We start from the raw sequence: 13,732 nt of genomic DNA, 5'->3' as shown, positions 1-13,732 counted from the left end.
TCTCACTCCTTTTCTTTGGAAGGCGAGGCACCACCGGGGCGCGCCGCCACGATCTGCATCGCCTTCAATCGCTGGTACAGGGTCGAGCGCGGAACGCCCAGGCGCGAAGCTGCCACATCCACGCGCCCGTTGGCCAGTTCCAGTGCGCGAATAATGTGCCGCCGCTGGACATCTTCCAGCGTCAAGGTGTCCGAGTCGCTCGGCACGGCGTCCGGGGTACGACCTCGGACATCGAAAAACAGGTCACTGGCGCGGACTTCGGTGCGGGATCCCAGGAGGACCGCGCGCTCCAGGACGTTGCGCATTTCGCGGATGTTGCCGGGCCAGTCGTGGGACTCGAGGGCGCGCCGTGCCTCCGGGGAAAGGTCGATGCTCACGCCCCCGATCTCGTTCGCGAGGCGGTCCAACAGTCGTCGCGCGATGAGCGGGATATCCTCCACCCGTTCGCGCAACGGTGGCACGTACAGCGGCAGGGTGCTGATTCGGAAGTACAGGTCACCGCGGAACCGCCCATCGGACACGAGCACGGGAAGATCCTGGTGCGTGGCCGCCACCAGGCGAACGTTGACCTGCCGATCCTTGACGGCCCCGACCCGGCGGAAGACCTGGTCCTCGACCACCTTGAGCATCTTGGGTTGGAGCGACAACTCCATGTCGCCGATCTCGTCGAGGAAGAGCGTGCCACGGTTCGCCAGCTCAACGAGGCCAAGCTTCGCGGTGACCGCGCCAGTAAACGCGCCTCGTTCGTAGCCGAACAGCTCGCTCTCCAGCAGCTCCCGCGGGAGCGACGCGCAGTTCAAGTCGACGATAGGCTCATCGCGCCGAGGACTGTTCTCGTGAATCCAGCGTGTGAGCACTCCCTTGCCGGACCCGGTTTCCCCGCGGAGCAGGACGGGCCGATCGGTCTCCGCGACCCGAACCGCCTGGTCCCGGAGGCGCTGAATGGCCGCCGAAGTCCCCAGGAACGGATCCAGGGGCGCTCGCTCGCGCCTGACCTGACGCGCCATGCGCTGCTGCCGCTCACGCTGACGTTCCATCGCTCGCTCGATGACGACCAGCAGCGTGGGGAGCGAAACCGGTTTCGTGAGGAAGTCCTCGGCGCCCTCTCGCATCGCCTGGACGGCCAACTCCACGGATCCATGACCGGTCAACACAATGATCGGCGTGGTCGCGCTCGTCGCGCGAAGGCGCGGGAGCAGGTCGATCGCCGTCGCATCCGGAAGCTTGTAGTCCGACACCACCACCGTGGGCCGCTCACGCTCGAAGATCCGTTCGCCCTCGCCCGCGCTCGCGGCCTCGGTCACGGAATAGCCATTGGCTTCCATGAAGTCGCGAACGGCGAACCGGATAACCGGATCGTCCTCGATGAGGAGCAGGCGGGGCGTGGTCACGTGGGCACGGGGAGGGGGGTGGCAGGAACGTGCAGGGTCACCACCGCCCCCTGCACCACGCCATTGGCATCGACCCGGTTCCCGGCCTGAATCTTAGCACCATGCTGGTGGGCGACGCGGTGCGCAATCGCCAGTCCGAGACCGGTCCCCCCCGGCCGGCGGGTAACAAAGGGCTCGAACACGTGCGGGAGCACGTCCGGCGGGAAGCCGGGCCCGCGGTCGCTGACCTCCAGTTCGACCGTCGCATCCCCCTCGCGGGCAGACAGGGTGACCTCACTATCCCTCGGCGCATGCTGGATGGCGTTGGCGCCGAGGTTCACGAGCAGCTGCCCGAATCGCACCCGATCGACCTCCACAACCCGGTCGCCGTTCGCCCCGAGCTGCCACCGGAGGCGGACCCCCGCCGAGGCCGCCAGCGGCGCCAGGGCCAGCTCGGCTGCGTGCGCAAGTTCGGCGAGCGGGGTCGGGCGTCGTTCGAGCGCCGCCGGCCGGCCGTAGTCGAGGAGGTCGCGCATCAGGTCCGACAGGCGCTGGACCTGGGCATCGAGCATGGGGGCCATCCGTGCGAAGTCCGGCTGCGCCGCCAGCCGGTGTCGCGCCGCGTCCAGGAGCGACGAGATGGCAAACAACGGATTGCGCACCTCGTGCGCGACCCCCGCCACCAGCTCACCCATGCGCGCCATCGTCTCGCGGCGCTGCACCTCATATTGCAGGTCGAGCAGGGCGGTGAGCTCCTGCAGCACGAGGATGACCCGCTGGTCGTCACTGCTGGCCACGGCGCTGGCGGACCACGTGCGCCCTGCTTCGTCGGCCAGCTGGCGACCGAGCTGACGTTCCGTAGCCACCTGCGCGAGCGACGCCCAGAACGGCGAACGGGCCACGTCCCCGAGGGTGACGCCATTCGGGAGACCAGGGGCCGCGCCGCGCAGTGCGGCTGCGGCGCGGTTACCGCGCTGTAGTCTCGCCTGACCATCCAGGACGAAGATCGGCTGGGAGATGGCGTCGAAGGTGGCCTGCCACTCGTCGGCCGCCTGCTGCGTCACCGCGCGCGCCACGCGCTCGGCATGCAGCTCGCGGGCGCGTTGTTCCGCACGCGCGCGTTCCGACGTGTCGTGCACAATGACGTGCACGCGGCGGTGCGGCATCGGTGAGAGGTACAGCTCGACCGGTCGGGTGTCGCCGGAGAGCTGCCGATGGACCACTTCGGTCAGGTGGACCCCAATAGTGGCGCCGAGCTCGAGCAGGTCATCGAGCGCCGTCGGTTCCGCCCAGAGGCTGGCGACCGGGCGCCCAACGAGCGCGGCCGGCTGGGCGCCGTAAAAGTCGGCGGCCGCGAGGTTCGCCTCCAGGATTACCGCCTGCACCGCATCCAGGAGGAGTTGCGGTGCGGTGCCCTTGTCAAAGAGGGCGCGGTAGTCGTCGGAGGAACTCAGGAGCCGGGGCCAGGGATGGCGGCACAGTGCGCACCGCCACCCACCGGCGCAAGTCGTCCCCCTACTTGCCGCGCGTCAGCAGCTCTTCAATCAGGTCGATGGCTCGCTTGTCGCCGGATTGCCCGAGCCAGAACAGCGCCTTCTTGCGCAGTTCGGGGTCCTTGCTGGTCCGCACGATGTTCACCAGCGCGGGGATCGCCTCGTCCCTCGGTCTTTGCGACAGCGCGAACACGGCCTGTTCGCGGACTTCGCGGTCCATGGCCGCTTCGCCCACCAAGTCCTTCAGACCCTGGGTGGCCGGAGCCTCGGCGGCCTGTCCGAGCCAAAAGACGGCCTGGGTCCGGGCGCGACGCGGCCTGGACTCGTCACGGGCCAGGCGGATCAACTCGCGCCACACTTCGACGCTATCGATCAGGGTCGCCGGGAAGATCGCGCGTTCACTCGCCTTGCCTTCACCGGTCCTGGCGATGTCGAGCAAGAGGTCCGCTGCCTGCCGGACCGGGAGCTGGCCGAGGTCGGTGGCCGCGGCGTCGGTGCGCCAGCGACCGCCGACATAGAAGCGGACGTCGTCCACGCGGCCGTTCACCTTGTCGATCACAACGCGCCCGGGACCGGTATCGCATTCGACATCGTATTCCACATCACGGCTGGCCTTGTTGTCCAGCCGGATCCCGTCGCGGCCAACGCGACCGGTGCGCCAGATGTTCTGGCCCTGGCCACAGACCCCGGGACGCAAGGTGAAGGTGAAGCGGACCTGGCCGTCGCGCACCGCGTTGAGACGAGAGGACTGAGCCGGGAGGGAGGTGGCGGCGACCAGGACCAGAGCGGCCCTCAGGACGGGGACCATCGCGCGGGCATTCATCGGTTGATCAGCTCCTCGATGGCCTTGAGGGCCTTCGGGTCCTTGGACTGCCCGAGCCAGAAGACGGCGCGCTTGCGCAACTCGCGATCCTTGTCGGTGCGGGCGATGTCGATAAGCTTCTCGACAGCGCCGGCATCGCGTCGTTGGGCGACCACGAAGATCACCTGTTCGCGCATCTCCCGATCCGTCATGCGGTCGTACATCTGGCCCAGCGCCTCGATGGACACGGCCTTGTTCTGTCCGGCCCAGAACAGTGCCTTCTTGCGGACTTCCACGTCCTCCTTCTCGTTGGTCGCGAGGTCCAGCATCCACTTGTCCGTAGCGGGCGACCGCACCTGTGACAGCGAGAAGATGATCTTGTCCTTGAGGTCCTCGTCGTTCACCCGCGCGAACAGCCCGATGAGCAGGTTGGCGTTGTCCGCGGACTTTTGCTGGCCGAGCCAGAAGATCGCCTGTTCGCGTTGCTGCTTGGGGGCGTTGTCGCGCTGCGCCAGGTCGCGGAGCATGGCCGCCGCGCGCGGGCTGCGGTGCTGGGACAGGGCGAAGACCGCCTTGTCGAGCACGTCTTCGTCCTTCTCGGTCTTGAGGATTTCTTCCAGCATGGTGACCGCACGGTCGTCACGCAGCTGTCCGAGCCAGAACACCGCCTGCTCGCGCACCTCGCCATCGGGGTCGGAGCGCAGGCTGTTCATGAGGATGTCGGCCGAGCGCGCCTCGCGCTTTTGCGAGACCAGAAAGATCGCCTTGCGCCGGAGCGCGGCCGAGCAGCGATCGCGACGGGCGAGGGTCTTCTCGAGGATCGGGAGCGCCGCCTCGGCATCCATCTGGAGGAGCGCATTGAGCGCCTCGACGCGCTCGTCATCGTCGTCATCCGGGCACCCTTGTTCCTGGCCGGCCGCCGTGCGGGGTCGAGCGACGCCGGTGCCCCCGCCCGAGGAGCCAGAGCCACCGGCCACTTCCCGGATCTCCCGGGCGCACCCTTCATTTCCCTGGGAAGCCAACGATCCGCAGACGCGTACCCGGAGCGCCCGCGCATCGCGGTTCATCGCCCGGGGAAACTCGCTGGCCAGGGCCTCCAGGGATGCCAGCGCCGTTTGCAGCCCGGCCGTGGAGCCGAGGCGCGCGCTGGCAAAGGCATGCCAATAGAGTGCGTCGCCGGCGATAGCCGCCTTGCGATCGCGCGCCCGGACTTGCATGAACAGCTCGGCAGCACGTCGGTAGTCTCCACGGTCGAGGGCGCGTCGTCCCATGCGATACAGGGAGTCCGCCGCCTGGTCAGGCTCGTCCGCGTGTAGGGGAGAGAGGCTCGCCAGCGCCGACAGTCTGCTCAGGGCGGACAGGGACGAGAGGCCGGGGGTGAGGGCGCGGGTGCTGGCCACGACGTCACGCGCGAGGTCCGACAGGGTGGGTTGCGCGGCGACCGGGATCGCGGCGCCGAGCAACAGGGAGAGCAAGGTTCGGTTCATGGCAGAGTCCTGGTCAGGTGCCGCGCACTGGGGCGGGCACAGAGGTTCGTAAGCGGGAAAGCAGGTCGCCGTCGCGCAACGAGCGATCCATGAGGGTCTTGTCGTCGGCGCTGGCCGCACCGGAAAGGCGGACGACCTTGGCCAGCGTCAGTTCGAGGTCTTCGAGCAGGGCGCGACGACCGGGCGCAGTTGCCGCGGGGGAGTCGAGCAGGAGCCGGGTCTCGGACAGCATGTCTTGCGCCCATCGCGTCACAGCGGGATCAACCGTGTCACCACCTAACGAGGACTGGGTGGTGGCCAGCAACAGCTCGGCACGGTCGAAGAGGTCACGCGTAGCCACGTCGTACACCGCCGAGCCTTCACGCGGACGGGGGGCGTGGCCGGCGGGCCCGGCGCGCCGGTGGTGACCCCGGCCTGGTAGGCCACCGCCACAAGGACCGCCGCCGCAGCAAGCAGCGGCACCACCTGGCGAAGCGTCCAGCTACGTGCAGCGAGCCGCCGTGCCTCGGGGATGGGAGCGGCAGCAACACCGGCGCGGATCACCGACCACATCGCCTCGCGCGGGACCGTCGCGGGTGGCCGGTTGTACTCAGCCGCCGCGTCCACCACCCATCGGTCGAACATGTCGTCGTCACTCATGCGCTCCATGCTCCGGCAAAGGCGGCCAGTCGTTCGCGCAGCCGGGCCCGGGCCCGGAAGAGCTGCGCCTTGGAGGTGCCGGTCTCGATCCCGAGGGCCCGGCCGATCTCCTCATGCGTGAATCCTTCCACATCGTGCATCAGGAACACCGTGCGATAGCCGGGCGGCAGGGCGTCGATGGCCCCATGCAACCGCTCCCGAAGGTCGGGATCCGCGCGACGCGTCGTCGTGCCTAACGTGTCCAGCTCCTCCATCCCGGTTTCGCGCGCCCGCAGCCGCTTGACCTTCCGGAGCCCGTTCAACACCACCGACATCGTGATGGTGTGGAGCCAGGTCCCAAACGCGGACTCCCCCCGAAAATCCCCCAGCTTGCCGAAGGCACGGATGAACGTGTCCTGCGTGAAGTCCCGCGCGAGGTCGTCGTCGCCCGCCATGCGGTACGCCAGGCGGTAGACCCGGTCGACATGGGCGTCGTAGAGGGCCCGCTGCGCGTCGGGCTCCCCTGCAGCCGCTCGTGCCACCAGTGCGCGTTCGTCCAAGATCCGTATGCTCGGTTCGTTGTGCCCCCCGACGGCCCCGCCATCAGGTCAGCCTTGGGACACAGGGGTCCCGGTAATGGTTGCGCGGACGTGCGACGGCACCGGTTACGGTCGCCAGTGCCGCGCTCCATATTGCCGCCCCCATGACCACCCCCGCCGCCTCGCCCCCCCTCGCCGACCAGACCTGGTGGCGTTGGGCCGCCGTGGTGGGTGTTGCGCTGGCGGTCATCCTGGCTGGGGCGCCCGAAGGGATCACCCCGGAGGGTTGGCGGCTCTTCGCGATCTTCCTCGCGACCATCGTCGGGAGCATCCTGCGCCCTGCTCCGCCGAGCGCCGTCGTCCTGTTTGGCGTGTGCGCCATGGCGGTGACGAAGACGATGACGCCGGCCCTGGCACTCAAGGGGTATTCCGATCCAGTGGTCTGGCTCGTCCTCTGTGCCTTCTTCATTTCGCGCGGCGTCATGAAGACCGGCCTCGGTCGGCGCATCGCCTTCCTGTTCATTCGCGCCCTGGGCCGCAAGTCGTTGGGCCTGGGTTATGCTCTCGTCGGGACCGACGCGCTCCTGGCCACGATCGTTCCCAGCAACAGCGCGCGCGCGGGAGGGATCGTCTTCCCGATCGTGCGGAGCCTCTCCGAGGCGTACGACTCCACCCCGGGCGCCACCCGCCGTCGACTGGGCGCCTACCTGATGAAGACGGTGTACCAGTGCGATGTGATTGCGTGCGCCATGTTCCTCACCGGCCAGGCGTCCAACGTGATCATCGCGAAGTTCGCCATGGACGCGGCGGGCATTGAGCTGACGTACGCCAAGTGGATGCTGGGGGGGATCGTTCCCGGACTGGTGGCGTTGCTCCTCGTGCCGTGGGTCCTCTTTCGCCTCTTTCCGCCCGAGGTGAAGGAAACACCGCACGCGACCGCGTTCGCCCGTGAAGAACTCCGCAAGATCGGCCCGATGATCCGCGGAGAGAAGCTCATGCTGGCGGTCTTCGCCTTTGTGGCCATCCTCTGGATGACCCCGTCGATCCACGGGATCCACTATGCGGTGGTCGCCCTGCTGGGTGTCTGCACGCTGCTCCTTACCGGGGTGATCGAGTGGAGCGACCTGCTCGCCGAACGCCAGGCATGGGATACGTTCATCTGGTATGGGGGCCTCGTCCGCATGGCGGAGGCCCTCGGCGACACGGGCGTCACGAAGCGGTTCGCCGAAGTCGCTGGCGGGTGGACGGCCGGCTGGGACTGGACGGCGGCGCTCCTGATCCTCGTCGTGATCTACTTCTACGCCCATTACGCCTTCGCGAGCATCACGGCCCATGCGACGGCGATGTTCACTCCGTTCCTCGTCGTGGCCATCGCGGCCGGCGCCCCGCCACAGCTCGCCGTGTTGTCCCTCGCGGCGGCCTCCAACCTTGACGCATCGCTCACGCACTATGGCACGACACACGCCCCCATCTACTTCGGAGCCCAGTACGTGACCCAGCGGGAATGGTGGCGCCTCGGGTTCATCGTGTCCCTGGTGACGTTAGGCACCTGGGGCACGGTCGGCGTGGCGTGGTGGAAACTGCTGGGCTGGTGGTGACCATGCGTGCCATTCGTCCCGACACCACCGACCGGCCGCGCCAGCTCGCGGACCTCGAGACGCCGTGCGCGCTCGTGGACCTCGACCGGCTGAGCACCAACCTCGACGCCATGGCGTCGTACACGATCCTGCACGGCCTGTCCCTGCGCCCACACGTCAAGACGCACAAGTCGCCACGCATCGCCGCCGAGCAGGTGCGCCGTGGGGCGGCGGGGCTCACCTGTGCCACGCCGCGGGAACTCGAAGTCATGGCCGAGGTCACCAACGACCTGTTGCTGGCCTACCCGCTCCTGGGCGCCCCCAGGCTCGCCCGGGTCATGCAGTTGCCTCGTGCAGTGCGGCTGGCCGTGGGGCTCGACTCCATGATCGCCGTCGATGCGCTCGCTGCCGCCGCCAGGGCGGCGGATCGGGAGGTGCGGGTGCTCGTGGAGGTCGACATGGGGATGCACCGCGTCGGCGTGCAATCCGCCGAAGAAGCGCTGGCCCTCGCCATGCACATCCGCGCGAGTGCGCCACTGGCCTTTGCCGGGGTCATGTTCTACCCGGGGCACATTCGCGAGCACGTGGACGCCCAGCAGGCCTCACTGGACCAGCTGCGCGGAGACCTGACGCGGCTGGTCTCGGTGCTCGGTGACGCCGGCTTGGCCCCCGGGATCGTCAGCGGTGGCTCAACGCCCGCAGCTTGGCGGATGCACGAAATCGCGGGCGTCACCGAAGTCCGCCCCGGGACCTATGTGTACAATGACCGCACGACGGCCGCGATCGGTGCGTGTGAGTGGGAGGACTGTGCGTTCACCGTCCTCGGCACCGTCGTTTCGACGGCCGTTCCCGGCCAGGCGGTGGTCGACTGTGGTAGCAAGGCCCTGGGACGTGAACCGATGCGCGGGACGCCAGGCGAGGGGTTTGGCGCCTTGCTCGATCGTCCCGAGATTGTCGTCTCGCGGATGAGCGAAGAACACGGCATCCTGGACCTGTCGGCCTCCAGCTGGCGGCCGCGCGTCGGCGACCAGGTGCGGATCGTCCCCAACCATGTGTGTGTCGTGGTGCACCTCAACGACACCATCCATGGGGTGCGCGGCGATCAGGTCGAGTCGTCGTGGCCGGTGGCCGCGCGCGGCCGGACGCCCTGAACGAGCAACCCCAGGCGCTCCGCGTCACCGGCCGGAAGACGAAGCCGCACGTGTACGTGCACCTCGTCAGCAATCGCGAGGAACATGGGGTTGTACCGCCAGATCCCCGGCGGCACACCCACGCCATGCCGTGCGCGTGAGACCACAAACCGCGCACAGACTGTCGCCTGCTCCCCGTCACGCCGCAGCTCATCGAGCGGGCACGCTGCGCGCACGGGGGTCGTGACACCACGACAGCTCAACAGCCCCTGCACCACGAGCTGCCCTCCCTCGCGGGCAAACGCCGTCGAGGTAAACCGGACCCACGGATACAGGTCCGCATGGAGGAAACGCTCAGCGCGCAGATGATGATCGCGGAGCGCGACGCCCGTCGTGACACTCCCGGCCGCGACGGCCGCCGAGACCTCGACACGCGACAGGTCGTCGCCGTGCCACGTGACCGTTCCTTCACCTTGGGACAAGGTGCCGCGCACGGTGACCACGCCAAACCAACGCACGGCGAAGCGGACCTGCAGGGCGTTCGGTTCAATCGCGAGAACGCGGGACGTCATGCCTCATTGTGTGCTGAACGGAACTGGGAACGCCGCCGCCGACCATTTGCCTGCTCCACCCCCACGATCGACGACGGCGCCCCATGTTCCTCGGTCCGCAACCCACGACCGTGCGGCCGCGAGTCGAGCGGGCTCACGGAACCAGGACGGTTCCGTTCTGCCCGCTGTGCAGCGTGCACGTGTATGCGAACGTCCCCGCGCTGGCGAACGTGCGCGTGGCCTGTGTGTTCTGTGAATTGCCGATACCCTGCGGCGCCCCGGTGGTCGTCCCGAACTCCACATTGTGGATCAGGGCCCCAAAGGTCCACGTCACCGTCCCGCCCCGGGCAATCGCGACGAGGTCCGGGGTGAAATCATTGGTCGTGGCCCCGGCGACGACGGTCGCCGCGGTCGGCAGCGCCCCGGTCACGGTCACCGACACGGAGGCGGTCTTGGTGACCCCGTTCAGCGTGAGCGACACGGTGATCGACGTGGTGCCCGCGGACAGGCCGGTGACCCGGCCCGCGCTGGAGACAACCGCCACGGTATTCGATGCGGAGCTGTAGGTGTATCCGGTCGCTGCAATCGTGTTGTTGTTGGCATCTCGCGCCGTCGCAGACAGCGTCTGCGACTGACCAGCGCCGAGGTTCAGCGTGGTCGCCGACGGCACAATGGAGCCCAGGGTCGCCGCGGGTGGCGGCGGATTGGTGCCACCGTCATCCCCACCCCCGCCGCAGGCGGAGAGCACGATTCCAACAGCAAGGGCGAGGCACCGACGAACAGGACGCATTGGGCCGGAACGGGATCGAGGGAAGTCGGGTCGCCATGTGGCGCCCAACGACCAGCATACGCGCGATAGTCGCCCGAACCGGATCAGCGGGCCACCCGCCAGCGACGAAGTGCTGGTTTCGCACGACGAAGGGCGGCTGGATCGCGACTGCGGCGCGAACAGCCTCCGCCCGTTACTCGGCCGTCAGTGCGCGCAGCCGCGCTCGGTAGCTCTTTCCGGACTGCAAGCGCGTCCCGTCGCCGAGCACCACAATCCAGTCGCCCTGGAACCAGGGCTGGAATTCCACGATACGATCAAGGTTGACGATCACCGATCGGTGGATGCGCGCGAACGACGCGGATGGGAGACGCTGCTCAATCGACGCCATGGTGGCGCGCTGCTCATAGACCTGCCGCCCCACGTGAAAGCGCACGTTGTCCCCGGCCGCCTCCACCCAATCCAGGTCCGCCACCTTGAGATAGATCACGCGATCCCCGGCGCGCACCGCGAGGCGCCCGCTCGGCCCGCGTTGCTCATCGAAAGCACCCAGCAGCCCGCGGAGCGCGGTGGCCGGCGTCGACCGCTCGGCGTGCAACCGTGCCACCCGATCGATGGCCCGATGAAATCGCTCGCGGTTCACCGGCTTGAGCACGTAGTCCACGGCGTGAACCTCAAACGCCTCCAGGGCATAGTCATCGTGGGCCGTGATGAACACGGTCCAGGGCATGCGGTCGGGCCCCACGGTGCGCACCACATCGAGGCCGTCGCGCTCGGGCATCTGGACATCCAGCAGGACGAGGTCAGGCGCCTCGCTGGCAATGCAGGCCACCGCGCTGGCGCCGTCCCCACATTCCCCGATCACGGTGACGTCCGTGCGTCCGCTGAGGAGTGACTGCACGTGCGAGCGGGCCAACGGCTCGTCGTCAACAATCAGGACGCGCAGGAGAGTCATCGTGCCGCCACGGCCGGAGCCACCTGGAAGGGAAGATCGATCTGGACCCGAAAACCCTGCGCGTCACCCACGGCCTCGAACCGGTGGCGCGCGCCATACATCTGTTCGAGTCGCGCGCGGGTATTCCCCAGCCCTACCCCTTCGCGACGGACCCGTCCCGGCGTTTCGCCGACGCCATCGTCGAGCACCCGCACGCGGAGCCACTCTCCGTCCTGCGCGGCACTCACCAATACCTGGCCGCCGGACGCACGCGACGCAATGCCGTGCCGAATAGCGTTCTCCACCAGGGGCTGCAGCATCAAGTTGGGGACCATGGCGCCCTGCAGGTCGGCCGGGACATCGACGGTGAAGCGGAGCCGGTCCCCAAAACGCACCTGCTGGATCTCCACGTAATGCGCGAGGACCGCCAGTTCGCGGACGAGCGGTACCGCTTCCTCCCCCGCACTGTTCAGGGATGCGCGCAGCAGGTCGCTCAACCCGGACACCATCCGCTCAGCCCGCGGGGCATCCTGGTGGACCAAGGCGGTGATCGTGTTGAGGGTGTTGAAGAGGAAGTGTGGCTGCAGCTGAAGCTTCAAGGCGTGCAGCTCGGTCCGCGCCAGGCGCGTCTTTAGCTCCGCCCCATGATCCGCCGCCTCCGCATACCGCATGGCGAGCTGTTCCTGCCACCGGGTGGCGTACGTGGCCACTGCCCCCACGCACGCCAGGAGGAGGATCTTGGCCCCTTCGTCGAGTGGAGACACCGCCGTCGCACCACTGGCGATCACGGGATCGAGGATGACGTTGAGTCGCCCGCCGGCCCAGAACACCAGGACGACCGCAGCATACGCCAGGACCGCCATCGCGGAGACCACCCCCGCCTTTCTGGTGGATGACGCGACCGGCAAGGCCGCAAGGATCACGAAATAGGCGTCGACAATGGGGGTCTTCAGGGCCAACGCAGGCGTCGCCGTCACGCCATACGCCACGATGATCGCGGTCACCGCCCCTACGTCTGCTGCTGGGTTGGCGTACCGTAGCCAGTTGGGGAGTCGCACCTGCCGATAGAACAGGGGCACCTGAACCGCGGCCCATCCGATGGTGAGGCTCAGGACGATCAGGTTCATCCGGTTCAGCGCCGGACTCAGCGACGGCGCATACACCGCGGCGGCCACCGCGAGCACCACGAGCAGCACCACGCGCACCCCGTTCAGGAATCGCTCCGCACGATCCCGCTCGAGTTCGAGGACGGCGAACCCCGAGGTAAAGCCACCCTGAGTCATGCGCTGAACCGCCCGTACCGAAACGGAGAGATGTCGAACGCCGGCTCGCCCCCTTCCAGGAGGTCAGCCATGATCTCCCCCAGCACGCTCGCGAACTTGAAGCCGTGGCCCGAGCACGCGCTCATCAACCACACGTTGGGCGCCGCCGGACAACGATCCAGGAGGAAATGGCCATCGGGAGTATTGGTGTACAGGCAGACCGCGCTCGCGGCCCTGATTCCCTTGGCCGCAGGAAGGAACCGGCGGAGCAGGTCGGCCAGCTCCGCGTTCTCGACGGCACCGGGCTCACGATCCACCTGGTCCGGGTCCACGTTCGGCCCGTTGTGGTGCCACCCGAGCTTCAGCCCACGCCCGGTGTCGGGCATGGTATAGAAGATCCGGTCATCGGCGAGCTGCCACATCGAGACCGGCATGTTGGACGCCGTGAACCACTCAGGTGCCCTCGCCGGCGTCCACCACTGCTGGAGCTGGCGTTCGACCAACACGTTCCGCAAGGCATCAGATGCCAGGGACGGGTTCCACGCCCCGGCTGCGAGGACTAGTTGGGCCGCCCCGCATCGTCCACTCCCGAGTATCGCACCGACTGCATCATCGGACTGATACCACGACAGTAATGCGTCATTGAACCTGATTTCCGCCCCTTCTTCGCGAGCGGCTTCCAACTGAGCGGTAACAACTCTCTCGGGGTTCAATAGCGAAGAACCGGGCTCGTAAACACCGACGAACTCGTCCGAAGGCTCGAACCCCGGGAAGCGTCGATGGAGCTCCTCTGCACTGAGCACCTCGTGAGGTACCGCGTGCTGGACTCCGCTCCGGATCGTCCCACGAACCAGCTCCGACTCGCGCCTCCCGACCATCAGTGAACCGGTCCGAGTCAGAAGGGCCTCACCGCGCGCTGCCTCCAGCTCGCGCCAGAGTGCGTACGAGCGCCGGACCAGCGGCACATACAGCGGGTGTTCGTAGTACGCCTCTCGGATCAACCGAGTGTTTCCGTGCGAAGAGCCGTGGGTGTGCGGCGGCTCCAGGCGATCGACCCCGAGCACGCGGAGCCCGCGCCGCGCCGCGTGGAGGGCCACGGAACTCCCCATCACGCCGAGTCCGGCGATGATCACGTCGTATGCTGCGGGCATCGCGAGGGTCTGGTTTGAGGCTGGTCAAGCTGACTCGCGGCCCCGTCGGTGG

14 protein-coding genes are annotated in these 13,732 nt (G+C 68.0%); 2 read left to right on the top strand and 12 right to left on the bottom strand.

The window, feature by feature from the left end:
• Nucleotides 1-2: 2 nt before the first annotated feature.
• The 7 genes from IPK85_10145 to IPK85_10115 all read right to left on the bottom strand — a co-directional run bounded on the left by IPK85_10145 (nucleotide 3) and on the right by IPK85_10115 (nucleotide 6,330).
• Nucleotides 3-1,391, bottom strand: a complete 1,389-nt coding sequence (locus IPK85_10145; protein ID MBK8247742.1) for a sigma-54-dependent Fis family transcriptional regulator — start codon at nucleotides 1,389-1,391, stop codon at nucleotides 3-5.
• Complete coding sequence (locus tag IPK85_10140; protein MBK8247741.1) at nucleotides 1,388-2,755, bottom strand: PAS domain-containing protein; 1,368 nt, start codon at nucleotides 2,753-2,755, stop codon at nucleotides 1,388-1,390. Before IPK85_10140 ends, IPK85_10145 begins: the two co-directional genes overlap by 4 nt.
• 130 nt (nucleotides 2,756-2,885) lie before the next feature.
• Nucleotides 2,886-3,686 (bottom strand): HEAT repeat domain-containing protein, encoded by an 801-nt coding sequence (locus tag IPK85_10135; protein MBK8247740.1) that lies wholly within the window; start codon nucleotides 3,684-3,686, stop codon nucleotides 2,886-2,888.
• Nucleotides 3,683-5,152 carry a HEAT repeat domain-containing protein gene (locus IPK85_10130; protein ID MBK8247739.1) on the bottom strand — a complete coding sequence of 490 codons (1,470 nt, stop codon included), beginning with the start codon at nucleotides 5,150-5,152 and terminating at the stop codon, nucleotides 3,683-3,685. The genes IPK85_10135 and IPK85_10130 overlap by 4 nt, the downstream gene beginning before the upstream one ends.
• 13 nt (nucleotides 5,153-5,165) lie before the next feature.
• On the bottom strand, nucleotides 5,166-5,456 hold the full coding sequence (locus IPK85_10125; protein MBK8247738.1) for a hypothetical protein: 291 nt from the start codon (nucleotides 5,454-5,456) through the stop codon (nucleotides 5,166-5,168).
• A complete protein-coding gene (locus tag IPK85_10120; GenBank protein MBK8247737.1) occupies nucleotides 5,429-5,791 on the bottom strand; it encodes a hypothetical protein in 363 nt (120 codons plus the stop codon). Before IPK85_10120 ends, IPK85_10125 begins: the two co-directional genes overlap by 28 nt.
• A complete protein-coding gene (locus IPK85_10115) occupies nucleotides 5,788-6,330 on the bottom strand; it encodes an RNA polymerase sigma factor (GenBank protein ID MBK8247736.1) in 543 nt (180 codons plus the stop codon). The genes IPK85_10120 and IPK85_10115 overlap by 4 nt, the downstream gene beginning before the upstream one ends.
• 143 nt (nucleotides 6,331-6,473) lie before the next feature.
• Here IPK85_10115 and IPK85_10110 point away from each other — a divergent pair, with 143 nt between their 5' ends.
• The gene (locus tag IPK85_10110) at nucleotides 6,474-7,907 is read left to right on the top strand and encodes a DASS family sodium-coupled anion symporter (GenBank protein ID MBK8247735.1); all 1,434 of its coding nucleotides are present in this window, start codon (nucleotides 6,474-6,476) and stop codon (nucleotides 7,905-7,907) included.
• 2 nt (nucleotides 7,908-7,909) lie between these two features.
• Nucleotides 7,910-9,037, top strand: a complete 1,128-nt coding sequence (locus IPK85_10105; GenBank protein ID MBK8247734.1) for an alanine racemase — start codon at nucleotides 7,910-7,912, stop codon at nucleotides 9,035-9,037.
• On the opposite strand, the gene IPK85_10100 is transcribed toward IPK85_10105, so the two are convergent.
• From IPK85_10100 to solA, 5 genes are all read right to left on the bottom strand, one after another.
• Nucleotides 8,989-9,588, bottom strand: a complete 600-nt coding sequence (locus IPK85_10100) for a YceI family protein (protein ID MBK8247733.1) — start codon at nucleotides 9,586-9,588, stop codon at nucleotides 8,989-8,991. The two genes, IPK85_10105 and IPK85_10100, sit on opposite strands and share 49 nt — an antisense overlap.
• Before the next feature lie 133 nt (nucleotides 9,589-9,721).
• On the bottom strand, nucleotides 9,722-10,357 hold the full coding sequence (locus IPK85_10095; GenBank protein ID MBK8247732.1) for an Ig-like domain-containing protein: 636 nt from the start codon (nucleotides 10,355-10,357) through the stop codon (nucleotides 9,722-9,724).
• Between the two features lie 172 nt (nucleotides 10,358-10,529).
• A complete protein-coding gene (locus IPK85_10090) occupies nucleotides 10,530-11,288 on the bottom strand; it encodes a response regulator transcription factor (protein MBK8247731.1) in 759 nt (252 codons plus the stop codon).
• A complete protein-coding gene (locus IPK85_10085) occupies nucleotides 11,285-12,550 on the bottom strand; it encodes a histidine kinase (GenBank protein ID MBK8247730.1) in 1,266 nt (421 codons plus the stop codon). The genes IPK85_10090 and IPK85_10085 overlap by 4 nt, the downstream gene beginning before the upstream one ends.
• Nucleotides 12,547-13,680 carry an N-methyl-L-tryptophan oxidase gene (gene solA / locus IPK85_10080; protein ID MBK8247729.1) on the bottom strand — a complete coding sequence of 378 codons (1,134 nt, stop codon included), beginning with the start codon at nucleotides 13,678-13,680 and terminating at the stop codon, nucleotides 12,547-12,549. Before solA ends, IPK85_10085 begins: the two co-directional genes overlap by 4 nt.
• Nucleotides 13,681-13,732 lie beyond the last annotated feature (52 nt).

It is taken from the genome of Gemmatimonadota bacterium (assembly GCA_016712265.1).
GTDB lineage: Bacteria > Gemmatimonadota > Gemmatimonadetes > Gemmatimonadales > Gemmatimonadaceae > RBC101.
Note: the sequence above shows the minus strand (reverse complement) of the source record. Positions and strands in the feature narration are given on the sequence as shown.